24 protein-coding genes and 1 tRNA gene are annotated in these 23,645 nt (G+C 60.3%); 16 read left to right on the forward strand and 9 right to left on the reverse strand.

Features of this window, described 5'->3' with window-relative positions; genetic code table 11:
- Positions 1 to 479: 479 nt before the first annotated feature.
- The 7 genes from sfnG to GSQ88_RS05410 all read left to right on the forward strand — a co-directional run bounded on the left by sfnG (position 480) and on the right by GSQ88_RS05410 (position 7,907).
- The gene (gene sfnG, locus GSQ88_RS05380) at positions 480 to 1,580 is read left to right on the forward strand and encodes a dimethylsulfone monooxygenase SfnG (protein WP_159006353.1); all 1,101 of its coding nucleotides are present in this window, start codon (positions 480 to 482) and stop codon (positions 1,578 to 1,580) included.
- A gap of 21 nt (positions 1,581 to 1,601) precedes the next feature.
- A complete protein-coding gene (locus GSQ88_RS05385) occupies positions 1,602 to 2,513 on the forward strand; it encodes an ABC transporter ATP-binding protein (protein ID WP_159006354.1) in 912 nt (303 codons plus the stop codon).
- Positions 2,513 to 3,403, forward strand: coding sequence for a branched-chain amino acid ABC transporter permease (locus GSQ88_RS05390; protein WP_159006394.1), 891 nt, complete (start codon positions 2,513 to 2,515; stop codon positions 3,401 to 3,403). The genes GSQ88_RS05385 and GSQ88_RS05390 overlap by 1 nt, the downstream gene beginning before the upstream one ends.
- Positions 3,404 to 3,405: 2 nt before the next feature.
- On the forward strand, positions 3,406 to 4,455 hold the full coding sequence (locus GSQ88_RS05395; RefSeq protein WP_159006355.1) for a branched-chain amino acid ABC transporter permease: 1,050 nt from the start codon (positions 3,406 to 3,408) through the stop codon (positions 4,453 to 4,455).
- 34 nt (positions 4,456 to 4,489) lie between these two features.
- A complete protein-coding gene (locus GSQ88_RS05400; protein ID WP_159006356.1) occupies positions 4,490 to 5,818 on the forward strand; it encodes an ABC transporter substrate-binding protein in 1,329 nt (442 codons plus the stop codon).
- A gap of 75 nt (positions 5,819 to 5,893) precedes the next feature.
- Positions 5,894 to 6,685: an ABC transporter ATP-binding protein gene (locus tag GSQ88_RS05405; RefSeq protein WP_159006357.1), complete on the forward strand. Its 792-nt coding sequence runs from the start codon at positions 5,894 to 5,896 to the stop codon at positions 6,683 to 6,685.
- 25 nt (positions 6,686 to 6,710) lie between these two features.
- On the forward strand, positions 6,711 to 7,907 hold the full coding sequence (locus tag GSQ88_RS05410; protein WP_159006358.1) for an acyl-CoA dehydrogenase family protein: 1,197 nt from the start codon (positions 6,711 to 6,713) through the stop codon (positions 7,905 to 7,907).
- Between the two features lie 20 nt (positions 7,908 to 7,927).
- Here the strand turns inward: GSQ88_RS05410 and GSQ88_RS05415 are convergent.
- Both GSQ88_RS05415 and GSQ88_RS05420 read right to left on the reverse strand, forming a co-directional pair.
- A tRNA-Arg gene (locus GSQ88_RS05415) sits at positions 7,928 to 8,004 on the reverse strand.
- 303 nt (positions 8,005 to 8,307) lie between these two features.
- Entirely contained in the window at positions 8,308 to 8,784 is a 477-nt protein-coding gene (locus tag GSQ88_RS05420; RefSeq protein WP_210253750.1) for a hypothetical protein, read from the reverse strand.
- A 91-nt stretch (positions 8,785 to 8,875) separates the two neighbouring features.
- Between GSQ88_RS05420 and GSQ88_RS35160 the strand changes: the two genes are divergently transcribed.
- The 3 genes from GSQ88_RS35160 to GSQ88_RS05440 all read left to right on the forward strand — a co-directional run bounded on the left by GSQ88_RS35160 (position 8,876) and on the right by GSQ88_RS05440 (position 11,417).
- Positions 8,876 to 9,349 (forward strand): hypothetical protein, encoded by a 474-nt coding sequence (locus GSQ88_RS35160; RefSeq protein ID WP_210253751.1) that lies wholly within the window; start codon positions 8,876 to 8,878, stop codon positions 9,347 to 9,349.
- A gap of 560 nt (positions 9,350 to 9,909) precedes the next feature.
- Positions 9,910 to 10,377, forward strand: a complete 468-nt coding sequence (locus tag GSQ88_RS05435; RefSeq protein WP_159006361.1) for a hypothetical protein — start codon at positions 9,910 to 9,912, stop codon at positions 10,375 to 10,377.
- Positions 10,374 to 11,417: a serine/threonine-protein kinase gene (locus GSQ88_RS05440; RefSeq protein WP_159006362.1), complete on the forward strand. Its 1,044-nt coding sequence runs from the start codon at positions 10,374 to 10,376 to the stop codon at positions 11,415 to 11,417. Before GSQ88_RS05435 ends, GSQ88_RS05440 begins: the two co-directional genes overlap by 4 nt.
- A 421-nt stretch (positions 11,418 to 11,838) precedes the next feature.
- On the opposite strand, the gene GSQ88_RS05445 is transcribed toward GSQ88_RS05440, so the two are convergent.
- Together GSQ88_RS05445 and GSQ88_RS05450 are read right to left on the reverse strand one after the other, a co-directional pair.
- The gene (locus GSQ88_RS05445; protein WP_159006363.1) at positions 11,839 to 12,288 is read right to left on the reverse strand and encodes a hypothetical protein; all 450 of its coding nucleotides are present in this window, start codon (positions 12,286 to 12,288) and stop codon (positions 11,839 to 11,841) included.
- Between the two features lie 131 nt (positions 12,289 to 12,419).
- A complete protein-coding gene (locus GSQ88_RS05450) occupies positions 12,420 to 12,752 on the reverse strand; it encodes a hypothetical protein (protein ID WP_159006364.1) in 333 nt (110 codons plus the stop codon).
- Between the two features lie 522 nt (positions 12,753 to 13,274).
- On the opposite strand from GSQ88_RS05450, the gene GSQ88_RS05455 reads away from it, so the two are divergent.
- Positions 13,275 to 13,736, forward strand: coding sequence for a hypothetical protein (locus GSQ88_RS05455; RefSeq protein ID WP_159006365.1), 462 nt, complete (start codon positions 13,275 to 13,277; stop codon positions 13,734 to 13,736).
- A 185-nt stretch (positions 13,737 to 13,921) separates the two neighbouring features.
- On the opposite strand, the gene GSQ88_RS05460 is transcribed toward GSQ88_RS05455, so the two are convergent.
- Together GSQ88_RS05460 and GSQ88_RS05465 are read right to left on the reverse strand one after the other, a co-directional pair.
- Entirely contained in the window at positions 13,922 to 14,206 is a 285-nt protein-coding gene (locus GSQ88_RS05460; protein ID WP_159006366.1) for a histone, read from the reverse strand.
- Between the two features lie 85 nt (positions 14,207 to 14,291).
- Positions 14,292 to 15,758, reverse strand: a complete 1,467-nt coding sequence (locus tag GSQ88_RS05465; protein WP_159006367.1) for a cryptochrome/photolyase family protein — start codon at positions 15,756 to 15,758, stop codon at positions 14,292 to 14,294.
- Positions 15,759 to 15,874: 116 nt separating this feature from the next.
- Between GSQ88_RS05465 and GSQ88_RS05470 the strand changes: the two genes are divergently transcribed.
- Positions 15,875 to 16,276 carry a DUF2177 family protein gene (locus GSQ88_RS05470; protein WP_159006368.1) on the forward strand — a complete coding sequence of 134 codons (402 nt, stop codon included), beginning with the start codon at positions 15,875 to 15,877 and terminating at the stop codon, positions 16,274 to 16,276.
- A 118-nt stretch (positions 16,277 to 16,394) separates the two neighbouring features.
- Here GSQ88_RS05470 and GSQ88_RS05475 read toward each other — a convergent pair whose 3' ends face one another.
- On the reverse strand, positions 16,395 to 17,054 hold the full coding sequence (locus tag GSQ88_RS05475; protein WP_159006369.1) for a peroxiredoxin: 660 nt from the start codon (positions 17,052 to 17,054) through the stop codon (positions 16,395 to 16,397).
- A 381-nt stretch (positions 17,055 to 17,435) separates the two neighbouring features.
- Between GSQ88_RS05475 and GSQ88_RS05480 the strand changes: the two genes are divergently transcribed.
- The 3 genes from GSQ88_RS05480 (at position 17,436) to GSQ88_RS05490 (ending at position 18,807) form a co-directional block, all read left to right on the forward strand.
- Positions 17,436 to 18,017: a hypothetical protein gene (locus GSQ88_RS05480; RefSeq protein WP_159006370.1), complete on the forward strand. Its 582-nt coding sequence runs from the start codon at positions 17,436 to 17,438 to the stop codon at positions 18,015 to 18,017.
- Between the two features lie 105 nt (positions 18,018 to 18,122).
- Positions 18,123 to 18,425, forward strand: a complete 303-nt coding sequence (locus tag GSQ88_RS05485) for a type II toxin-antitoxin system HigB family toxin (RefSeq protein WP_159006371.1) — start codon at positions 18,123 to 18,125, stop codon at positions 18,423 to 18,425.
- A gap of 10 nt (positions 18,426 to 18,435) precedes the next feature.
- Positions 18,436 to 18,807 (forward strand): helix-turn-helix domain-containing protein, encoded by a 372-nt coding sequence (locus GSQ88_RS05490; RefSeq protein ID WP_159006372.1) that lies wholly within the window; start codon positions 18,436 to 18,438, stop codon positions 18,805 to 18,807.
- Positions 18,808 to 18,816: 9 nt separating this feature from the next.
- On the opposite strand, the gene GSQ88_RS05495 is transcribed toward GSQ88_RS05490, so the two are convergent.
- Positions 18,817 to 20,682 (reverse strand): alkaline phosphatase family protein, encoded by a 1,866-nt coding sequence (locus GSQ88_RS05495; protein ID WP_159006373.1) that lies wholly within the window; start codon positions 20,680 to 20,682, stop codon positions 18,817 to 18,819.
- Positions 20,683 to 20,872: 190 nt separating this feature from the next.
- Entirely contained in the window at positions 20,873 to 21,244 is a 372-nt protein-coding gene (locus tag GSQ88_RS05500) for a Crp/Fnr family transcriptional regulator (RefSeq protein WP_159006374.1), read from the reverse strand.
- A 319-nt stretch (positions 21,245 to 21,563) separates the two neighbouring features.
- On the opposite strand from GSQ88_RS05500, the gene GSQ88_RS05505 reads away from it, so the two are divergent.
- The gene (locus tag GSQ88_RS05505) at positions 21,564 to 23,579 is read left to right on the forward strand and encodes an acetyl-CoA carboxylase biotin carboxylase subunit (protein ID WP_159006375.1); all 2,016 of its coding nucleotides are present in this window, start codon (positions 21,564 to 21,566) and stop codon (positions 23,577 to 23,579) included.
- Positions 23,580 to 23,645 lie beyond the last annotated feature (66 nt).

The following is a 23,645-nucleotide window of genomic DNA, read 5'->3' on the forward strand; positions in this document are numbered from 1 at the left end:
GCACGCAAAACCGCGGGCCTCACGAATAGGCCGTGACGGTCAGAAAAAATAAGCGGCGCGCCAATCAAAAAAATAAACAACCTAATTCTTCGCTTGCTGTGAAAAACAGTCGGTATTGGACTCGCTCATTCTTTCAGTTCTGCGAAACTTGCTCATCGATTGTCGATGTCGCTTCTCGCGAGGGCCCAATGAAACGTGATAGCCTGCCTGAGTGTTGGTCAGACGCGGCCGCGCGCGCGGTGCCGGTCTCGTTAAGCGCGCGAACTTCGGAGAAGATCGAGCGCTGTCGGAGCCGTCGAGCTACTTGATTTGACGCGCGTGAGTCGACCGCTTCAAACCGACCGGTAAATCATTGACGTAAATTAGCTATCTGCGATGCGCCTCGCCATCGAGAGCGTAAACGACGATCCGCGAGTCCACGCGCGCTGGATTCGCCGATCGCACTGTCCTGCTTTCTCTTAACACCGAGGTGAAGTTCCATGACCGCATTGCGTGATCAGCTCAAGTTTGCCTACTGGGTTCCGAACGTGTCCGGCGGGCTTGTCATCAGCAAGATAGAACAACGCACCGGTTGGGACATCAATTACAACCGGCGCCTGGCGCAGATCGCCGAAGACAGCGGCTTTGACTACGCCTTGAGCCAGATCCGGTTCACAGCGGGCTACGGTGCCGAATTCCAGCACGAGTCGGTCGCCTTCAGTCACGCGCTGCTCGCGGCGACGAAGAAGTTGAAAGTCATCGCTGCGCTGCTTCCCGGACCATGGAATCCGGCGCTTGCGGCCAAGCAGATCGCAACGATCAGTCATCTTTCCGAAGGGCGCGTGGCCGTCAACGTCGTCAGCGGGTGGTTCCGCGGAGAGTTCACGGCGATCGGCGAGCCGTGGCTCGATCACGATGAACGCTATCGTCGATCCGAGGAATTCATTCGCGCGTTGCGCGGAATCTGGTCGCAGGACAATTTTACATTCCGCGGCGATTTCTATCGCTTCAGCGACTATACGCTGAAACCGAAGCCGCTTGATCCGCAACCCGAAATTTTCCAGGGAGGAAGCTCGCGCGCTGCGCGTGACATGGCTTCGCGGGTGTCCGACTGGTATTTCACCAATGGAAACTCGCCTGAAGAGATCAAGAAGCAGGTCGATGACATCCGCGCCAAGGCAAAAGCCAACGGGCATTCCGTCAAGATCGGCGTCAACGCGTTTGCGATCGCCCGAGAGACCGAGGCCGAGGCGCGCAGCGTCCTCAGTGAGATTATCGAGAAGGCCGATCCCGATGCCGTAGGCGCGTTCGCCCATGAGGTCAAGAACGCCGGCAAGGCTTCGCCGGAGGGGCAGGGAAATTGGGCGAAGTCGACCTTCGAGGATCTCGTTCAATACAATGATGGCTTCAAGACCAACCTGATCGGCACACCTCAGCAGATTGCCGAGCGCATTGTCGCGCTGAAGGATGTCGGTGTTGACCTCATCCTCCTTGGCTTCCTGCATTTCCAGGAAGAGGTCGAGTATTTCGGAAAGCACGTGATTCCGCTGGTCCGCGCGCTCGAAGAGAAGGTTGGGTTGCGAGTTGAGGCGGCTGAGTAGGCGCGGCGCGGGCAGATTCCGATGAGTGCGGTCGCAACGGCCAATGCTAAAACCTTGCCTCTTACGGGCGAAGGTGTCGAAGAAGCGCGGGTTGTTCCAGCGGTTGCCGGATGGAGACCGGCAAGTGCCGCGCTGCGTGCGGCTGTTCCGGTGCTGGCGTTGGAGGATATCTCGGTAAGTTTCGGCGGCGTAGTTGCGTTGCGCGATGTCGATCTGCGGGTCGCGGAGGGTGAAATTCGGGCGGTCATTGGCCCGAATGGAGCCGGCAAAAGTTCGCTTCTGAACGTCGTGAGCGGATTGTATCGGCCGGATCGCGGCCGTGTGCAGCTTGGCGACAGGCATTTTTCGCATGTGCCGACATCGCGCCTCGCAGGTTTTGGCGTGGCGCGGACCTTTCAGAATCTGGCGTTGTTCAAGGGTCTGTCGGTGCTCGACAACGTGATGATGGGCCTGGTGCACCGGCGGCGTGCCGGCTTCCTGCAACAGATCGCCGGCACGCCCTGGGCGCGGCGGGAGGAGGCGGCCAATCGTGCCGCCGCGGAGGAGATCGTGGGCTTCCTTCATCTCACGGAAGCGAGCGAGCGGATTGCCGGAACACTGCCGTATGGCTTGCAGAAGCGGGTCGAATTGGCCCGTGCTCTTGTCGCCCGTCCGAAGCTTCTGCTGCTGGACGAACCGTTGGCCGGCATGACGCTGACCGAAAAGCAGGAGCTCTCGCGCCACATACGCAATGCGCGTGACAGCTACGGTACCACGATCGTCCTGATCGAGCATGATATCGGCGTGGTGATGGATCTTTCCGACAGCATCACGGTGCTCGACCACGGATGCAAGATCGCCGACGGCACGCCGGATCAGGTGCGCGCCAACCAGGCCGTCATCGACGCCTATCTCGGGGTGGCGCATGGCGACGAAACGGAGCTGGCGAGCTGATGTTCGATTATCAGTTTTTCATCGAGGTTCTGGTCGGCGGCCTGTTGTCCGGCGTGATGTATTCGCTGGTCGCCATCGGATTCGTGCTCATCTACAAGACATCAGGTGTTCTGAATTTCGCGCAAGGCGCGATGATCTTGTTCGCGGCGCTCACGTTTGTCAGCCTGCTCGAACGCGGCGTTCCGTTTCCCCTGGCGTTGCTGGCGACCCTTGCGGTCATGGTTGTACTGGGCATCGCGGTCGAGCGGTTCGTGCTGAGGCCGCTGGTCAACCAGCCGCCGATCACACTTTTCATGGCGACGCTGGGGTTGTCCTACGTGATCGAGGGCGCGGCGCAGCTCTTGTGGGGCGCGCAGGTGCACGGTCTCGATCTGGGGATCAGCGACACGCCATTCGACGTCGCGGGCGTCCTCATCAGCCAGTTCGACCTGTTCGCCGCCGCCGTCGCCGGCGCACTGGTGGCGCTGTTTGCGCTGTTTTTCCGGTACACGCGCACGGGGCTGGCGTTCCGGGCCGTCGCTGACGATCAGTTTGCCGCGCTCGCGGTCGGCCTGCGTCTGCCGCGGGTATGGGCCGCGGTATGGACAGCGGCGGGAATCGTCGCGGTCGTTGCCGGCTTGCTCTGGGGGGCGCGGCTCGGTGTGCAGTTTTCGCTTTCGTTGATTGTGCTCAAGGCGCTGCCCGTACTGGTCCTCGGTGGGTTCGATTCGATTGCAGGCGCCATCGTTGGCGGCCTGCTGATCGGTGCGATCGAAAAGCTCGCTGAAGTTTATGTCGGACCGTTCTTCGGCGGGGGCATCGAGGCATGGGCCGCGTACGTCGTCGCCCTCGGCTTCTTGCTGGTGCGGCCATCGGGCCTGTTCGGCCAGAAACTCGTAGAGAGAGTTTGAGTATGCCCGCGCCATCCATCAGAGCGAGCCGGTTGACGTCGAACCACATTGGCATCGCGCTTCTGCTCGGTGTTGCCTATGGCATCGTCCCCTTTACCGGGTCGGAATATCTGCTGGACGCGATCCTGACGCCGTTCCTGGCGCTTGCGCTGGCCGCGGTCGGGCTCAACGTGCTCACGGGCTATGCCGGGCAGGTGTCGCTCGGTTCGGCTGCGTTTCTCGCGGTCGGCGCCTATGCGGCCTACAACTTCAACCTGCGGATTCCGGAACTGCCGTTTCTGGTCAGCCTGCTGCTGGCCGGCCTCGTCGCGGCGCTGGTGGGTCTCGTCTTCGGCCTGCCGAGCCTGCGCCTGCGTGGATTCTATCTCGCGGTGTCGACACTCGCCGCGCAGTTCTTCGTGCAATGGGCCTTGACGAAATTCGGATGGTTCTCGAACGACAATCCGTCAGGCGTGATCGATGCGCCGACGCTCAACATCGCGGGCATTCCGGTTTCGGGAGCCGAGCGGCGATATGTCTTCTCGTTGACGATCGTGCTGATCGCCACGTTCCTGACGGTTCGGCTGCTGGCGTCCCAATCGGGGCGAAACTTCATCGCTGTTCGCGATCATGAGATCGCCGCCAAGGTCATTGGCGTTCCGCTGTTGCGGACCAAGCTGCTTGCTTTTGGCATTTCGTCCTTCCTGATCGGCATTGCGGGCGTGCTGTGGGCGTTCGCTTATCTGCGCACTGTGGAGCCGGCCGGTTTCAACCTGGATCGCTCTTTCCAGATCCTCTTCATCATCATCATCGGCGGCCTGGCATCGATCAGGGGATCGTTTTTGGGGGCAGCCTTCATTGTCGTATTTCCGCTGCTGCTGTCGCGTGTCGGTGCCGCACTTTTGGGGAATGTGTTTGATTCCGGAGTGCTGGAGATGAGCCAGCGCATCGTGATCGGCGGTCTCATCATCGGACTTCTGATCGCAGAACCGCGCGGGCTGATCGCTCTGCTGGACCGCTTCTCAATCAGGGTCTTTCGCAAACCACGGCACGCCAATCAGCAACCAAATTAGCCATCGAACCATCGTCAACCAAAGGGGTCATGTGATGAAAATATTCAAGCCTTTTAGACTAGCGGCGGTGGCCTCGGCCATCGCCATTGCCTCCCTGCTTCCCGCGAAAGCGGACGAGCAATTCTTTCCGCTACAGAGCTATCGCGTCGGGCCGTATGCGGCCGGCGGCACCGGTTTCTTCGGCGGCTTCATCGACTATCTCAATCTCATCAATATCCGCGATGGTGGCGTCAACGGCGTCAAGCTGACGTGGGACGAGGGCGAGACCCAATACGAGGTCGAGCGCGGCGTCGAAGTCTACGAGCGCCTTAAAAATCGTCCCGGCGTGGCGGCGTGGAATCCGCTGTCGGTCGGCATCGCCTATGCCATGATCGACCGCATCACCAAAGACAAGGTGCCACTCATCACGATCAACCACGGCAGGACCGACTCCACCGACGGCCGCGTGTTTCCCTACGTGTTCCCGCTGCTGCTCAACCCTTACAGCGAAACGTCGGGCATCGTGAACTATATCGCGACGCGCGAGGGCGGCCCCGAGAAACTCAAGGGCAAGAAGATCGTGGTGCTCTATCACGGTTCGCCGTACGGCAAGGAAACCATCCCGATCTACAAGTTGCTCGCCGACAAGCTCGGCTTTGAGCTTGAGCAGATCGAGGTGCCGCATCCCGGCAACGAGCAACAATCGCAATGGCTGTCGATCCGCCGGGCGAAAGCCGACTATGTGGTGCTGCGCGGTTGGGGCGTGATGAACCCGGTGGCGCTGAAAACAGCGCAGAAGGTCGGTTTCCCGGTCGATCACATCGTCGGAAATGTCTGGTCCAATTCTGAAGAGGACGTCATTCCGGCGGGCGACGCGGCGAAAGGCTATGTCGCGATCACGACGCAGGCGTCGGGCGCCCAGTATCCGGTGCTCCAGGAGATCATCAAGACCGTCTATGGCGCGGGCAAGGGCAATCTGGACGACAAGAAACGCATCGGCAGCGTCTACCACAACCTCGGAATCGTTAACGGCATCCTGAACGTCGAAGCCATCCGGATCGCGCAGGCAAAATTCGGCCATCGCACGCTGACGGGCGACGAGGTGCGCTGGGGTTTCGAGCATCTCCAGCTCGATCCGGCGCGGGTTGAGGCGTTGGGCGCAAAGGACCTGTTCCACTCGATCAACGTCACCTGGGACAATCACGAAGGCGATGGCCGCGTCACGTTCCAGCAGTGGGACGGTACAAAATGGAAGGTCGTCTCCGACTGGATATCGCCGGATTGGGCGTTCCTGCGCCCGATCATCGAGAAGTCCTCAACCGCCTACGCGGCCGAGCACAACATCAAGATCCGGACATCCGACGACGCTCCGCTCAGTCAGTAGCGACCTTATGGCAAAGGCGGAGGAGATGGCTTGGCCTGCTCCTCCGCCGGTATCAAACCTCACGGGTATAAATGCATGAGCGATCTGCTTCTCTCGGTCGAAGCTCTGGCGGCGACATACAATCATGCCATTCGGGCGCTCTCGGGCGTTTCGCTCACGGTGCGGCGTGGTGAGATCGTAGCCTTGCTCGGTGCCAACGGAGCGGGCAAGTCGACCGTGCTGAAGGCGGTGTCGAATCTGCTGTACGCCCAGCGCGGCCAGATCACGGAAGGTCAAATTCATTTCGATGGCGGTGCCGTCACCACCATTTCGTCCGCGGACCTGGTGCGGCGCGGACTGGTGCCGGTGCTCGAGGGCCGCCATTGCTTCCATTCGCTGACCGTCGAAGAGAATTTGATCGTCGGTGCGATCGGGCGCGACGCGCGTCGCAGTGAGATTGCGAGCGATCTCGACCGCATCTATGCGCTGTTTCCTGGTCTGAAGCAGCGGCGGAAGTCTCTCTCCGGGTTCACCTCCGGCGGGGAGCAGCAGATGACCGCGATTGGGCGCGCGCTGATGTCGCGCCCGCGGTTGCTGGTGCTGGACGAGCCGTCGATGGGCCTGGCGCCGCTGGTGGTCGAAAGCATTTTTCGCACGCTGAAACAACTCAACGTGAGCGAGGGACTGTCGATCCTCGTCGCGGAACAGAATTCGACGGTGGCGCTGCGGTTCGCCGATCGCGCCACGGTTCTCGAAAACGGCCGGACGGTTCTCGGCGGCTCGGCGCTGGAGTTGCGCCAGCGCGCCGACATCAAGGCGCTCTATCTCGGAAGCCCGAGCGAGAGCGCTGCACGTGTTTCATCTTCATCCAACAGGGCGGTTGCCTGATTTTCAGATCAACAGGAGGGTTACCATGACCAAGGACAATCTCGCGCGCGTAGTCGATGAGGATCACTATTCCAGGCTCGATGCCATCATCGAGAGCACGGTGAAGGCCAATGCCGACCGTAACGATCTCGAAGGCCGCTTTCCCAGAGACAATCTCGACGCGCTCGCCGCCGCCGGCTGGACCGGTGTGCTCAATGAGCCTCGTTTCGGCGGGCTCGGGCTCTCACATGTCGATTTTGCAGAAGCCGCATACCGTATCGGGCAGGCTGACGCATCGACCGGATTGATCTATGTCATGCATGTCGGCGCGGCCCAGACGATCAATCTTTTCGGCAATGACGACCAGAAGGAACGATGGCTCAAGGCGAACAACGGCGGGCTGCTCGGCACCTATTCGACCAGCGAGCGCGCCTCCGGCGGCCACTGGTGGTACAATTTTTCCGAAGCCGGGCGCGATGGCGCGGACTACGTCGTCAATGCTGAAAAGTCCTTTACCACGAGTTCGGGCCAAGCCGATTTCTACCTGGTTCAGACCCGCGCGCCCGGCGCCAAGGACCAAACCGATATTATCTTTTTCATCGTGGACGGGAAGGCAAAGGGGATCGAATCCAGCGCATGGGATGCGCTCGGCGTGCGCGCCAATCATTCCGGCGCGATCCGCTACAACGCCGTGAAGGTCCCCGCCGCGGACCGGCTCGGCGCCGAAGGGCAGGGCAAGGAAATCATCTATGACGGCGTCTCTCCGGTGTATCTGATCGGGCTAGGCGCGGTCTGGGAGGGCGTTGCCCGTGGTGCCTTGAACGCAGCGGTCGCGCATACCACGAGCTTTGTCCACAAGGACAAGAACAAGAGCCTGTCGGACTATCAGGCGATTCGTCAGGAACTCGGCGCGGCGAAGGTGCTGGTGGAAACGCTGCGTCCCTGGCGCAACGAACTCGCGGCAAAACTCGACGATCTCTGGCGTGCCGGCAAGCCGCAAAGCGAGATTCTGATTCCGCTGACGGAGTTCAAGGTTCACGCGGCGGAGGTCGCCAACAAGGTTGCGGCCGCAGCACTCACCGTAACCGGCGGCTACGGCTATCGTCGCGGACCGATCGAGCGGTCCTATCGCGACGCGCGCGCGGCGATCGCGATGGGCCCTTCCAACGTCATCGCACGCGACTGGATCGGAAAATCGCTCGTCGGCCTGCCGCTGGAGCTGTTCTACGAGGGTGGCGAGTAGGTTGTCGTGGGGGAAGGGGCTGGCGCGCTCGGAGAGATTCGAACTCCCGGCCCTCGGAATCGAAATCCGATGCTCTATCCAGCTGAGCTACGAGCGCTTCCATAGTAAAATCAGCGACTTACCGCCGATCTGCCGCCTTGAAATCTGACACGAATTTGGGCCTGAGTAAACGGTTGAGTAAACGAAGGCCGATCCGGGCGGGGTAGGGCGTCATTAGAGCAAGTGCGGGCGGCCCGTCAACGAGGGGGCTCGTGGATGCGTGCGGGATTGTAGAGGGTGGTTCGCCCTAGGCCTAGGAGATCAGACGCACCGGCAGTGCGCTAGGGCTGATCCTGCGAGCCTTGGGTGGGTACGTGCTCGGGCCGGGTTGTGGACTGGCCGCGTCAGCGTCTTGCTATCTTCATGGCTGTGGCGACGGGGTCGACGGGTTGGGTTCGGCGTTCGGTTTGACAGGTTTCTGTTGTGGAGTTGGTGAACTCAAAGCACCTGCTTGCGGCACTTGAGCAGGATAAAGAGTTCTGACTTGTGGAGTTTCGGAAGCGGCAATACCGGGCTGCGAGGCGGTCGACGATGTCGTTTCTCTGAGAGTGTACACATCGAGGACGAAAACCATAAAAAAAGCGAACGAAACAAAAAGTATCACGAGCCCCACTACGGAGGATTTGAAACTCACTGCGTCTTTAGAGTACGAGATTTCCCCACCTCCCGACAGTTCGCCTCTTCCTAAAACTGCAAGCTTATATGACGCGAGCAACTGAAGACCGGCCAAGGCAACGCCCGAAAGCGTGATCACTACGACCATAAAGAGCAAGATGATATTCTCACGCCTCTGAAAAACGAAATTGTCTTTTCGGATATTTTCTTCGTCGACGAGCAATTGCGATCTGGTTGAATTATAACAAAAGCCATTCAATCTATTTAAGGCATCAAGATCAGCAGGCGTTGCTTTCTTTTCCCTATATGTTTCAATGCAGTCCGAAATGACATTTTGCTCAGGAGATGAGCTTCGCGACCTGTTTTCTTGCAGCAGAGAAGCACTTAGGTACGTTACGGCTGCGACAACTATTGCGGTTAAAAGGCAAGCCCAAAACGTCATCCTCCAATTCATTGCGCTGTTCCAAAGTAAGTATTTCCGATTCCATCCGTACACGCACAGTTTGAACCGGAATATTCAACGGTGGGGCAATTACCAGCTTGCGTTACGCAAACAGGCGGCGGAGGAAAATTTTGCTGCTGCTGCTGCTGCTGCGGAAATTGCTGCTGCGGAAATTGCTGTTGGGGAAACTGTTGTTGAGGAAACTGGGGAGGGAATTGCTGCGTCTGCTGTGGGAATTGCTGCTGTCCTGGGACTTGCGCGGGCATCTGGGGAAGTTGTTGTTGTTTGGAAACACCGCTGCGCGGTGGGCACCTTGTCGTCGCGGGATTACAGTATTGTCCCGTAGCGGGATCAACCATCGCCAGTCCCGCGATCAGGCTGACAAACACTTCCAGATAGCGTTGCACAAAAGAGCCCTCCCGCATTCTAATTTGACGTGTAGAGATAAACGATACGAGTTGTGGTTGTTTTGTCAATAAGTCAGATCGTGGCCGCCGCCTCATTCGTCGTACCAATCTTTCCGGTCAGGCGGCAGCGTCTTGACCGCCTCCAGCAGCCGCCCGCGCGCATATCCCCTGGAGACCGCAGCGCGCAACCTCTCCATGTCGGTCTCAAGAATGTGGTTGGTAGCGATCAGCGCCCTGACCGCCTCGCGCGCCCATCACCGCCGCACGCCGCTATGGCCTGATCGACATGCACCTTCGTCAACCGACTGGATTAGTGCACGTTGGGTGATCCGTGTTGACGGCATCAGAGGTCGTGCTTGGTCTGTTCTCATGGAGCAAGGCGCCCTTTATCCTCTCTAGCCTTCATCGATCACGATCAACGCGCGAGTCACGTAATAGTCTTTGTCGCTGAATCACAACCACTGATATACAGTCACGAATCACGCAAATTGGGGGGAATATGGCCAGTCGTTGGTTGGGTGTCGTCGTGTCGGGCGACAAGGTCACTATTGTCGACGCGGAGGTTCCCGATACAGGGCCTCTCGTTATTCAAGCCGATGAATCTTGGCCGCTGCAACAAGGCGAGCGTGTGCCTGCCTACGTGGTAATGGCGCAACAGGTCTCAAATTATGTAACTGAGAACCGCATCAAGCTCGCGGTCGTGAAAGCGAGCGCTGTGAGCCTTGGAGGGACGAAAAAAGCGCACTTGGAGTCCGCCGAACTGCGCGGCGTTGTGATGGCGGCTCTTGGTACGATCACAAACGTTGAACTTCGATCGAAAGGCGTGATCAGCAAAACGTTCGGCAAACGCAAGGTCGATGCCTATGTCAAAGATGATGGCTTTTGGCAAAAGGAATGCGTCGGACAATTGCGAAGTGGCAGTCGTGAGGCGGCCATGGTTCTTTTGGCCGCAAGGAAACCAAAATGACCTTGCGTTCGAACCTCAAAATCGGACCCCCGATTGGCGCCGGCTTTTTTGGCGAGGTCTTTTCAGCGACCGATGACGCCCATGGCACTGTCGCTGTAAAGATTCAAGGTAAACTGCCGTTCGAGGCCGATGCAGATTGGCAGTTGCGGAGAAACTCTCATTTGGCCGAAGGCCAGCGATTGAGCCGGGCGAAACATGCGAATGTTGTGCAGATACACACGATACTTGAGGATGATGCGAGCGACGCAGTGTTGATTGTGATGGACCTCTGCCCCGGTGGTTCGCTGCAGAGCCGATTCGAGCTTGACCCTATGTCGTTAGCGGAGGTGCGCAAATATACAACTCAAGTCACTATGGGCCTCGTCGCGCTGCACTCACGGCAAATGCTACATCGCGATATTAAGCCAGGAAATATTCTGCTGAACAGACAAGGGACGGCGCAGATTGGAGACTTCGGCCTCGTCACCGACAACATCATATTAGGTTACGGCTCAGCCACTGGGTATTCCGATCATCTTTCGCCCGAAGTGCTCAACGGTGGAGGCACAAGCGTGAAATCAGACATTTGGGCTCTCGGTATGACGATGTACAGATTGCTGCACGGCAGTGAATGGTATTCAAAATTACCTTTTCCTCCCCGGAACGTTGTAGGTAAGGGTGGGTTTGCAAAATCGTTGCCTTGGCTTCCACATATTCCGCAAGCTTGGCGTACCGTAATCCGAACAATGATGAATGACGATCCGGGGGCGCGATATCAGAATGGGAGTGGTGTGCTTAGAGCCTTTGCCCGGCTCGTCACTACGCCCCAATGGCAATGCAGTGTTAGGCCAGGGCAAATAACGTGGCGGCACCAAGCAAAGGGACGCAACTATTTCGTTGATTGGACAGAAACTAGTTCAAGGAAATACGACTGGGCGGCTTGGAGTGAGCCCGTTGGACAGGGCAATCGGCGCTCATTCGGCAAATCCAAAAACTTGGACTACGGCGCCGCGGAACGAGAGTTGAATAGGCTCTTCGCGACGAAGCTCGCGAACGTCTAGCCGGATTTCCTCAATCGGCGCGGCAACAGGTATGGTCCACTGAAATCCGTGTCCTTCAAAGTCCGAAGACCGAGTTTCTGCTTTGCAAGCTCCTTGCGATTCTTGCGACAATGATTGCAATAGGATTGGTCCGCAACGACGCCGAGGCGTGGTTTCCAATGTCGCCCGCAGTGTCTGCATTTCGGAAGCTCAAACATGGTGGTTGCTCCCTTGGTAGGTAAATGCAAGATGAGAACATAATAAGAACATTCGAGTCGGTCAACCCTTAGGGGATATTTCTCTACAGAGCGTTTAGGGACAGGATTAACTTCCTGTTAGCTTTCCGTGCTTGGAGTGACGCTGCGTAACGGTGACGCCACTGATCTGCACAGCCGAAGGGGCTGAAGGTTGCGGTCCGACCCACGCTAAGATTTGAGGTCGATCAGGTCGTCGAGATTGGCATCGGGATCCCGCTCCGGCCGCTCGCGCCTTGCATCCAGAACTTCGAGCGCGCGATCCTCGTCTCGGTGACGTTGTGCGTCATGGTGACGAACTCGCTCGGACCAGGGGCGGGGCCGGTGCTCACGTTAAAACCCGGCGCCGTGATCGGGATGGGCAATCCGGTCGTCATCATGTCGGCGTGCCCCGTCGCCACGAGGGCGTTCGCGATGCCGCAGAGCGCGTCGTACGAGCGCGAGAGTTCGGCAAAGGCGTCGTTGTACTTCGTGTGCTCGTCACGTGCGCCTGTCTTCAGATACACGATCACGGCGTCGAACTTCACCGCCTCCAGCCTGATTACCTCCGCGCGGGCCTTGGCGAGCATGTCCTGGACGCTAAGCAGCGCGTCCTTTGCTGCGCTCGCCGCCTTGTTCGTGTTCTCCTTCGTGGCCACGAGCTTGGCGATGGGCTGGTCGCCAGCGCCGTAGGTGGCTTGGTAACGACCACGGCGTCGCGGCGCCAGTTGTTGGCATTTGGCCGCGAACTTTTCATCCCGCGCGCGCGCGGGGCGGCGGAACGGCGCCTTCAGGAGGACGCCTTGGGCGCCTTGTCGGCCTTCTTTTTGACGGCCTTCTTGGCGGGTTTTTTGGGCAGCGGCTGCTCGGCGGCATGCTTGATGGCCCGCAGGTAGCTGTCGGCGGCATTATCGGCCGAGTTCTGGATGCGCTTGGCGGCGGCGGTCGCGAACTCCAGGGTGTTCTTCGCCGTCAGCTTGTGACGTTCCCTTGTGTCTTTGTTGGCGGCTTTGGCCGCCATCGCCATGTATTTGCCGCGTCGCTTTTTCGCGGCATCGATCAGGTTTTTGGTCGCCTTCTTGGCAATCGATCGGATCAGGACGTCCAGGTCTGCTTCAGCCATTTCCCACCTTGATAAATTCGCAAGTCACGGGTTGTGCTACACCGATTGCGCGTCGCCAATCCAGCGCTGAAATAAAGGACCGCGGCCGGCGCGTGCAAACAGCGGTACGCCGGGCGCGGTGACTAAAGCATGATGAGATTGGGTTAGGTAGCGACGTCGAGCCCTTTTTCGCGTGCCATTCTACTTTGCATGGGGTTGTTTTCGCGATTTTGTGTTTGGCCCCTCCGGAGCATCCAGATCGGCTGTGCTGGCTGGCGCTGACGGCGATCGATTCAACCCCAACCCGTCATGCTCTAGGCCGCGGGGCCGCGGGGCGCGGGCAGGGCCGGGTTGGGCAGGTCTTTCAGGCCGCGGCCCGCGGATTTGGGCGGGAAGGCCCCGACAATTACCGCCCGCAGCCGGATTTTGCCCGGATTCGGATGCTTAACGGATTTCAAACACAGTATGGCCAGAGTCGTACCGTCTGGTCCTTCAACCGACCGTTCAGTGTCCCCGAAGGCTCTCTCCGGTTCCCCGATCGACATGCGCATCACGTCTGCCGCCCTGCTGTTGCTCTCGCTGTCGTTGCCTTGGCTTAACGTGACGCCGGCACGCGCCGACCTGCATATCACCGGCGATCACGGCGGTTACGTCGAAGAGTACAAGGCCAAATACCAGCGCATCCGCGATCGCCACGAGCGCGTCATCATCGACGGCGTCTGCAATTCCGCCTGCACCCTTGTGTTCGGCATCGTGCCGCTGAACAAGATTTGCGTGACGCCGCGCGCCAGTGTCGGCTTCCACCAGGCCTATTACGACAAGGCCTTCACCTTCGGCATCAAGGTCACCAGCGTCGAGGGGACGGCGGATCTGATGTCCTATTACCCCGACACGGTACGGGACTGGATTCGCCGCAACGGCGGCCTGACCACCGACATGAAGAAGATCAAGAACGGCATTGATCTCTGGAAGATCGTCGATCCCTGTCCGCAAGAGTTTTTCTAACAGCCGTTTTTCGGCATTGCCCCGGGCAGCCTCTGTCGGAGCCACCCTTCGTCAGAGCCACCCTTGCGGGCGAATCAACCGGGTTGACCGGCCTATGCCGGAGCCCGACTTCGACGCCAGCAGCAGCCGACTGCAAAATAAAAGCCTCCGGGCCGTTAGCCGGAGGCTTTTGCGCGCGTCAGAGCTTAGCGCTTCGACTTCTTCGCCTTCTTTTTCTTGGCCTTCTTCGCGGTCTTTTTGGCGGTTTTCTTCACAGCTTTTTTGGCCTTCTTGGCTGATTTCTTCGCAGCCTTCTTGGCCTTCTTCGCTGTCTTGGCCTTCTTCGCCGTCACCTTCTTGGCGGTTTTCTTCGCGGCTTTTTTGGCGGCCTTCTTCTTCGCCTTCTTGACCACCGGCTTGGCGGCTTCGGTGATCGCAGGTGCAGCGGTCGCCTCGGTGACGTGCTCGAGAACCGGTTTATCGTCGTCCATGTCATCCCCCAGAGTTTTACGAAGTCATGACGATAGCGAGATTTTTTCGCACGTCAAACAGACGCGCCAAAGAGACGTGTCCAATTCACGCGTTGCGGACCTTGGCGTAGGCGGCGAGCGCTCGCGCGCGACCGTCTCTGTGATCGATGATCGGGAGGGGATAGGTGTTGCCAAGTTCCACGCCGGCGCTCGCGAGTTCGAGCGGGGTCGCACTCCATGGCTGGTGGATCATGCTGTCGGGCAACGAGCCGAGCTCCGGCACCCAGCGCCTGACATAGGCGCCATCGGAATCGAACTTCTCGCCCTGCAGGATCGGATTGAACACCCGGAAATACGGCGCCGCATCGGCGCCGCAGCCCGCGACCCACTGCCAATTGGCGGGATTGCTGCCGGCATCGGCATCGACCAGCGTGTCCCAAAACCATTTTTCCCCCTCGCGCCAGTCGATCAGGAGATGCTTGACCAGGAACGAGGCCACCACCATGCGCACCCGGTTGTGCATCACGCCGGTGTGCCAGAGTTCGCGCATCCCGGCATCGACGATAGGGTAGCCGGTCCGGCCGCGTTGCCACGCCGCGAACGCCGCGTCGTCCTGCTTCCAGGCAAACGCATCGAACGACGGCTGCAGGTTCCGCGTTGCGAGGTCGGGCACGTCGAACAGCAGATGACGGCAGAACTCGCGCCAGCCGACTTCACTGAGGAATTTATCGATATCGCCGGCGAGCGCGTGCCGCTCGGCGGCGGCGAAGCGGGCGGCGTGCCAGATTTGGCGGGGGCTGATCTCGCCAAAGCGCAGATGCGGCGACAGGCCCGAGGTGCCGGGGCGGTCGGGCCGGTCACGATTGCCGGAATAGCCCGCCGCGTGACTTTTCAGAAAGGCGCTGAGGCTGGCCTGCGCGGACTTCTCGCCGGGGGTCCAATGCTCGCGCAGGCCGCCCGCCCAATCCGGACGCCGGGGTTCAAGGCCCCAGTCTTCGAGGCGATCGCTTGGGATGTCTGACGCGGACCCCAGTCGCTTCGGCGCCGGCAGCGGCTTTGGCGGATCGCCCAACGCTTGCACCCGCTTCCAGAACGGCGTGAACACCCGCAGGCCGCGGCCTTCCTTGTTGCGGATGTGGAGCGGGGACACCAGCAGGTCGCCCGGAAATCGCTGCGCGGTGACGCCGATCGCTTCCAGCTCAGCGGCCACGTGATCCGCTTGCGCCTGACACGGCGCCTGCGCGATGTCGTTCCAGTAGACGGCCTGGGCGCCGGTCTCCCGCGCCAGGGCGGCGATGATCCTGGCCGCCGGCCCCTGGCGCAGCACCAGCGATGAACCGATCGCCTGCAGGCTCGCTTGCAAGGCCCGCAGCGATTGTGCCAGCCACCAGCGCACCGCGCCGCCGAGCGGACGCGCGTTGGGGCCTTGAGGTTGGTCGAGCACGTAAAGACAGATCACCGGCGCGCCGGTCTCCGCGTGGACTTTGGCGGCGGCATGCAGAGCAGGGTGGTCGGAAAGGCGGAGATCGTCGCGAAACCAGACGATGCAGGGAGGGGAGGACTGGCTGGGCATCAGGCGGTTAACTCGGCTGGCGCGGGTTGGGTCCATGCGCCCGGGGAGACGTTGCAACTCCGACAGACCTCAGACGTACTACATGAGGTCACCAACAGAAACGGCTGGAGGCCACATTGAACCGGACTGTCGTGCTCTATCTGGCGACGTTGATCGTGCTGATCCCGATCGATTTTCTGTTTCTCGGGCTGGTCGCCAAGGGCTTCTTTACCTCGCAGGTCGGCGACATGCTGGGCGAGATCAGGCTCGCGCCGGCGATCCTGTTTTACCTGCTGTATGTGGCCGGCATCCTGGTCTTCGTCAGTGGTTCGGTCACGGCCGCCTGGCCGTCGACCCTGCTGTACGGCGCCCTGTTTGGCTTGTTCTGTTATGCGACGTTCGAGCTGACATCGTTGTCGCTGCTCAAGCACTGGACATGGGCTGTCGTGCTGGTCGACGTGTCCTGGGGGACGTTTGTCACGGCGGTGGCGTCGACGCTGGGGCTGCTGATTGCCGATTGGCTGGCGCCGAGGGTGTGACCCGTCATTGCGAGGAGCCGACGGGTCGCGCGAATGCGCAGGCTCCGCGACGAAGCAATCCAGTCCTTTCCTCGGCTCTGGATTGCTTCGCTGCGCTCGCAATGACGATGAAGAATCCCTACTTCGGCTGCGGCACGATCCGGATGTAGGGCTTCGGCGATTTCCACCCCTGCGGGTAGATCGTCTTGGCCTCGTCGTCGCTGACGGAGCCGGCGATGATGACGTCCTCGCCCTGTTTCCAGTCGGCCGGGGTGGCGACCCGATGTTTGGCGGTCAGCTGCAGGGAATCGATCACCCGCAATATTTCCTGGAAGTTGCGGCCCGTGGTCATCGGGTAGACCAGCACCAGTTTGATCTTCTTGTCCGGCCCGATGATGAAGACATTGCGGACGGTCTGGTTGTCGGCCGCGGTACGCGTCCCGGCGTCGCCGGAGGTGGCGGCCGGCAGCATGTCGTAGAGCTTCGATACGTTGAAATCGGTGTCGCCGATCATCGGGTAATTCGGCGCTGTGCCTTGCGTCTCCTTGATGTCCTCCGACCATTTCGAATGTCGCTCGACGGGATCGACGCTCAATCCGATCAGCTTGACGCCGCGTCTGTCGAATTCCGGTTTCAGCTTGGCCAGCGCGCCCAGTTCGGTGGTGCAAACCGGGGTAAAATCCTTGGGATGCGAGAACAACAGCGCCCAACTGCCGCCGATCCAGTCGTGGAATTTAATTTTCCCGTCGGTGGTTTCGGCCTCGAAGTCCGGGGCTATCGCGCCTATCTGCAGAGCCATGTGTTGTCCTCATGTCATTCAAGTTACAGGTAAAATCGGCGCCTCGATTATAGAGGGAGATACCGCCGAACGGAACGGTTTCTCAAAAAGGATAAAATCCTTCTCCGGGGCAGGGTGTTCCTGGCGTCTTCCTGTCGTCCGGACCGCCTGCGGCGAAATGGCCACAATGGATCGAAAACGGCGATATGCCCCGATATCGCCGCTTATGCCGCCCATCACCACCGGCCGGCTTACTATAGCAATGAACCGTGACAGAGATCACAGCGACCAATTGGCAACCATTTAAAAAAGTCGCGATCCAAGTTTCGAATCGTTAACCACTCGTTTACGCCCGCATGGAAATGCTGGCCCAGAACAAAAAACTGAAAAGAGCAACTTCCAATGTCCGCCCCGTTTGTTGAACTTGTCGAACCCGTCTCCGCTGTCGAACCCTCGAAGATTTCCTGCCGCGATACCGCGGCGCAAGCCCTGGGCGTGGTGCGCGATGGCGTCATCACCGGAGAAGGCCCCACCACCAAGGGCCGTGTTCATTTTTCCCGCGAACTGGACGCCGCCGACGCCGCCTGGTGCGCCCGCATCCTGACCGCGACCGCCGTCGAGCATCAGCCGGTCAGCCGCGCCGAAGCCGAAGCCCTGTTCGAGATCAACGATGCCGCGGCCGAGCGTAGCGACAATGGCCGCTTCGACGACCTCCTGGCCAAGGCCGTGGTGCACCACGCAGCTTCCGCGTCGGGCCTGCCGGTGCCGCCGCGCACCGTTGCGCTGTCGCCGGAAACGTTGATCGAAAGCTGGGCGCCCACCCGGTCGGTCGGCGTCAATACCGAAGTGCTGGAGTGGATCGCAAGCCAGATGCGCGGCAAGCACCGCAGCAACCGCACCCTGATGAGGCTGGTTGCGACCCTGGTCGGCGTGGCCTCGCTGCCGCTGGTTCACCTGCCGAACGTGTTCGACATCGGCATGTAACCGGCCGGCAATGCACGGGCTTTACGACGGCGGGACTATTGTCCCGCCGTTTTTGTTTTGTCTGGGCCATTGCGCTGTTCCCATTTTGGGAACATATTGGTTGGCATGAGAATTATCGCCTGGAGCGTGTTGGCTTCGTACGCCGAAAGGCACCCGGAAACAGAGGCCCCGCTTCATCGATGGAGAACGCTGCTCAAGGCCGCCAGATGGAAGTCGATGGATGATGTCCGCTTTGCCGCGCCGAATGCAAAAATTTTGAATGGCGAACGTGCGCGGTTTGAAATCGCTGGGGGCAATTTTCGGATGATCGTGGCTTTCGATTTTGGCAGAGGTATCGCGTTCGTCAAATTCATTGGGACGCACGCCGAGTACGACAGGATCAATGCCTTGACGGTTTCGCTATTTTAGGAGGCGCAATATGGAAATTCATCCGATACGAAACGACGATGATCACGCCGCGGCGATCCGGGAAATCGAGAAACTTTGGGGCGCGGCCGACGGGACCGAGGAAGGCGACAAGCTCGATATTTTGTCAACGCTTGTTGAAAAATATGAGGACCAGCGCTGGCCCAATATCGACGCCTCGGATCCGATCGACCTTTTGAATTATGCGATCGAGGAGTTGGGACATTCGCAGGCCGAGCTTGCCGAACTGCTGGGCTCCCGATCGCGCGCATCCGAATTGCTCAATCGTCGGCGCCCTTTGACAGTCGAGATGATCCACAAGATTAGTGAAACGTGGAAAATCCCCGCTGATCTATTGGTGAAGCCGAGCCGTGTTGCAGCTTAAGCAGCGGGACTATTTTCCCGCCGTTTTTTGTTTGCCGCCGTCGGCGTCGAGCCCGACGGTCCGGCCCGGAAAGCCCGCCACATCGAAATAGCGCTGCGACAGCACGCGCTGGTATTTCACGACGGTTTTCAGCCCGTTCGCAGCCGGCTTGGAAACGATCGAGCCGTCGGCCGCCTTCGGGACGATGCCGCCGGGCAAGGCTTCCGACATCACGCGGCCCAGCAGGCCGCCATTGGCGGTAGTGCGCAGGTTCATCAGTTGCGCGATCGTCATGCCGACATCGGCGTTGCTGACCGGCAGTGCATCGACATAGCCGGCCTTGAAGTCCGGTCCGATCGCGGCGGTGAAATTCAGCGTATCGCCGCGTCCAAAACTGCCATGCATGCCCTGGCCCTGCCGCAGCACGGTGTCGGCGATTTCGACCGAGCAGTTGGTCGGCTGGTCGCAGCCGCTGGCGTAAGAGCGGAAATTGACCACGATCGACGGGGTCGGCGTCGCTGCCTTGCCCTTGAGGTTGATCTGCGACATTTCCAGCGTGCCGGGGAAGCGTCCGAGCTTGTCGTCGACAAAGATGCCGCTGACGTAATCCTGGTCGAGCAGAGCCTTGACCGTGCGCTCCGCCAGTTTCTTGTCCCGGTTCGGCAGATAGATCAGGTCCGAGCCGCCATTGGTCGCGACCACCAGATCAGGTTTGGTCGGGTCCTTGCCGAGCAGGCCGTTACCGGCCTTGGGATAGGCATTGTCGGCCACGGCCGCGTTCTTGTCGTTCGGGTCGAACAACGGCAAATCCAGCGCCTTGGCGAGATCGATCGCCAGAAAACCCATCGGCAGGAAATCCTTCGGCGTGTCCGGGTAGGTGTTTTTAACCGACGGGCTGGTCTTGCTCTCCTTGGAAATCGTCGAGAAGCCATGGTCGGAGGTGATGATGACGTTGGTGGTGGCCGCAAGCCCGAGATCGTCGAGCGCCTTGCGCAACTGCGCCAGATTGTCGTCGGCGTTCTTGATGCCGGCCATCGAGGTCGGACCGTTGATGCCGGGCGTCACGGTGTTGAGGCTGTCGCCGTTATTGTGCTGGCTGCCGTCGGGATCGCGCGACCACACCACCAACAGGAACGGCTTGTTGCGCGCCTTGAACATCGGCAGCACCACCTTGGTGGCGACATCGGTGAAATAGGCCTGCTGGCCGGTGTTCGGCACCGTGGTCCCGGCGGTCTTGGAATCGCCGGCCTTGGCGTTCTCACCGCGCGAGGGCGTTTCCAGCGCAAGGTTGGCCTTGGCCAGCGCCGCCTTCATTTCGTCCGACAGCGGCACGCCGTTCTTCGAGCCGGTGGAATCGTCGATCACGATGGAATGCAAACCGTCGGCGCCGATCTTGTCATTATGATCGAAAATCAGGGTTGGACCGAGCTTGCCGATCGCCGCGGTGCTGTAGCCCTTGATCCGGGCCATCTTCAGCACGGTTTCCTCGTTCAGATAGTCGCCGCCGAAGTGCTCGTCGACATCGTGCAGCACCGGATCTGATTCGAGGAACGGGGTAACGGTGCCGGCCGCGGCCGCGACCGGATAGCCGGTATAGATCGTGTTGCTGAAATCGCCGGTGTCGCCGAGGTAATGCCCGGTCGAGATCGCCGAGGCGTTGGCGGTGGTGAAGGTCGGAAACAGCGAATGCGAATTCTTGAAATGGACGCCCTTGTCGCGGATCTCAGCCATCGCCGGCGCGCTCTGCGGCGTGACGATCCTACCGCGCAGGCCATCCGGGACGAACAGGATGATGTTGTGGGGCACGCTTTGCGCCAAGGCGGCGGTCCCTGAGAAGGCAACCCCTGAAGACAGCGCGGCAAGGCCAGCAGACAGCATCATCAGTGAGCGGCGCATTGAAATTCCCCCGGGACGGCAAATTGGGTGGCGGATGGGCCGCGGTCGCGGCCCCTGTCCAGTTTTGTCTAGTTTTGCTGTGTGACAGAATTGTTACAGTGGTTCCGCACGGCTCGAACGACCCCCTTTATGCACATCCGACGAACCTGGCACGGGTCTCGTCGCTGCCAAAACCGTACCAACGTTGCCTTCAGCCGAACGTCTTGTTCGTCACCCGCAAGCGCTGCGCGAGAACGCGCATCACCTTCAGCGCAAAGTAGGGGGTCTGGCCGACCAGAAACAGGAATTGTTTTTCGGTGACCGCGACCAGCTCCACATCGGTCACGGCGATCGCGGTGGCGCTGCGCGGTTCGTTGTCGATCAGCGCCATCTCACCGAAAATGTGGTCCGCCGAGAACTCGCTGACCGTCCGGTTGCCGATCTGGATTCGGACTTCGCCGCTCTTGACGACGAACAGTTCGTGGGCCTCGTCGCCCTCGCGGAAAATGACGGTCCCGGCCTTGAAGAATTGCGTGTCGATATTGTTACCCGTCAGAACGCCAAAGTTCGTGTCGTGCTTCATGATCGGCCCCCGTCGCACTGCCCCCAAGATAAGCTCAAGACAAGCTTAGGGCATGCTAGGGAACCCGGGGCCGTGGGACAAGAACGGCCCTGGGGCTTTGAACCGGTTATGTTTGCGCCCGGGAGAGGGCCCAAGTTGCCGGCCAAGTCGGGGGGCTATGTCGCGGGCCCCGGCAGATTCGGGAGGCTCCAGGCCGGTTTTGGCCGACATAACCCGTTGCCTCCGGCCCGTTTTGCTGTAGGACGAATTGTTACCGCCCTCGGTCCATGCCACATTGGAAACGGGGGATCCCGCCCAAAAGGTTTAAGCAAACAACAACATGTTCAAACGAATTTTGATCGCCAATCGCGGCGAGATCGCCTGCCGGGTCATCAAGACCGCCCGTCGTATGGGGATCGAGACGGTCGCCGTCTATTCCGAGGCCGACCGTGATGCGTTGCACGTCGAAATGGCCGACGAGGCCGTCCTGATCGGGCCGCCGGCTGCCGCCGAAAGCTATCTTCTGATCGACAAGATCGTCGAGGCCTGCCGACAGACCGGGGCCGAAGCCGTGCATCCCGGCTATGGCTTCCTGTCCGAGCGCGAAGCGTTTCCGCGCGCGCTGGAAAAGGCAGGTATCGTCTTCATCGGTCCCAACCCCGGCGCCATCGCCGCGATGGGCGACAAGATCGAATCCAAAAAGGCCGCCGCCAAGGCCAACGTCTCGACGGTGCCGGGCCATCTCGGCGTCATCGAAGACGAAAAGCACGCGGTGAAGATTGCCGACGAGATCGGCTATCCCGTGATGATCAAGGCCTCCGCCGGCGGCGGCGGCAAGGGCATGCGGATCGCGCATGCGAAATCCGAGGTCGCCGAAGGATTCAACCTCGCCAAGGCCGAAGCCAAGTCCTCGTTCGGCGACGACCGCGTCTTCATCGAGAAATTCATCGTCGATCCGCGCCACATCGAGATCCAGGTGCTCGGCGACAAGCACGGCAATGTGATCTATCTCGGCGAGCGCGAATGCTCGATCCAGCGCCGCAATCAGAAGGTGATCGAGGAGGCGCCGTCGCCGCTGCTCGACGAGACCACCCGCCGCAAGATGGGCGAGCAGGCGGTAGCACTCGCCAAGGCGGTGAAATACGATTCCGCCGGCACCGTCGAATTCGTCGCCGGGCAGGACAAGAGCTTCTTCTTCCTGGAGATGAATACACGGTTGCAGGTCGAGCATCCCGTGACCGAATTGATCACCGGCATCGATCTGGTCGAGCAGATGATCCGCTCCGCCGCAGGCGAGAAGCTCAAGCTGGCGCAAAAGGACGTCACCCTGACCGGATGGGCGGTGGAATCGCGGGTCTATGCCGAGGATCCGTTCCGTAACTTCCTGCCTTCGATCGGGCGCTTGGTGAAATATCGTCCGCCGGCGGAGACAAGCCGCGACGGCGTCACCGTTCGCAACGACACCGGCGTGCAGGAGGGCGGCGAAATCTCGATCTATTACGATCCGATGATCGCCAAGCTCGTGACCCATGCGCCGTCGCGCGCCGCCGCTATCGAGGCGCAGTCCCGCGCGCTCGATGCGTTCTATATCGACGGCATCCGCCACAACATTCCATTCTTGTCGGCGCTGATGAGCCACCCGCGCTGGCGCGAAGGCGATCTGTCGACCGGCTTCATCGCCGAGGAGTTTCCCAAGGGATTTACCGCGCGCACGCCGGAGGGCGAGATCGCACGACGACTGGCCGCGGTTGGTGCTGCGATCGATCACGTGCTCGGCGAACGCAAGCGGCGGATTTCCGGTCAGTTGATCGGACGGCCGGTACAACGCGAGGGCCGCCGGGCGGTGTGGCTCGAGCGTAGCGAGATCATCCTCGACATTGCCCGCGAAAGCGAAGGCATCGCGGTCCGGTTTGTCGACGCGGACGGCACGCCCGGCAAGCCGCATCTCCTGGTCTCGTCGTGGACGCCGGGCGAGGCGGTCTGGCAAGGCACCCTCGACGGCCAAATGGTGGCGATGCAGGTGCGTCCGATCGCCAATGGCGTTCGCCTTGCGCATCAGGGATTTGAGGTTCCGGTTTACGTCTTTACCGAAGCCGAAGCGGCCTCGGCCCGGCTGATGCCGGTGGCGACCGCGGCCGATACCGGCAAGAAACTGCTGTGCCCGATGCCAGGCCTGATCGTCTCGATCGCGGTGACCGAAGGGCAAGAGGTCAAGGCCGGCGAGACGCTGGCCGTGGTCGAGGCGATGAAAATGCAAAACGTGCTGCGTGCCGAACGCGACGGTACCGTCAAGAAAATCCACGCCTCCGCCGGCGCGACGCTGGCGGTGGATGCGCTGATTCTGGAGTTCGCGTAAGAGCCCGATCCCGTCATTGCGAGCGAAGCGAAGCAATCCATAGCAACAAGAAAGAACTGGATTGCT

This window comes from Bradyrhizobium sp. S69, assembly GCF_009766005.1.
GTDB lineage: Bacteria > Pseudomonadota > Alphaproteobacteria > Rhizobiales > Xanthobacteraceae > Bradyrhizobium.